Here is a 444-nt window from a genome sequence, read left to right as displayed (position 1 = left end):
ATGCGCAGCACCTTGCCGGCCAGCACCTCCGGGTCCTGCGCGCGCAGGGTCAGCAGGCGCCCCGCCAGTCCGTTCCCGGTGAGGTACAGCGCACCGTCGCCGATGCCGACCAGCAACCGGCCCTGGTCGTCGAAGCCGAGGTCGCCGATCGTGTGCGCCTCGCCGACCATGGGCACGCAGTCCGCCGTACCAACGTTGTCGTCGTCGTAGCACTCCGGCCCGGTGACCGATCCGAGCACCACGTGGCGCGAGTCCGGTTGCAGGTCGGTGCCGTCCCAGGTGAACCGGAGGACCTGCTGGGCGTGCCGGTTGTCGCCGCCGTCGTCCATCACGTAGCTGACGTAGACGTAGCCGTTGGCGGCGAAGTCGGGGTCCACGGCCAGGCCGGTCATCCCGGCGTCGCCCTGGTCGAGCACGTCGGCCTGCAGGTCGAGCACCTCGCGC

The 444-nt window shown here is 71.2% G+C and carries 1 protein-coding gene; it reads right to left on the bottom strand.

The features are described 5' to 3' along the window. Nucleotides 1-444: PQQ-dependent sugar dehydrogenase (locus tag ACOADB_RS15470; RefSeq protein WP_378600337.1), on the bottom strand; the 444-nt coding region annotated here is incomplete at both ends.

Origin of the sequence: Nocardioides sp. CPCC 206348 (assembly GCF_048654705.1) — a bacterium.
GTDB lineage: Bacteria > Actinomycetota > Actinomycetes > Propionibacteriales > Nocardioidaceae > Nocardioides.
Note: the sequence above shows the minus strand (reverse complement) of the source record. Positions and strands in the feature narration are given on the sequence as shown.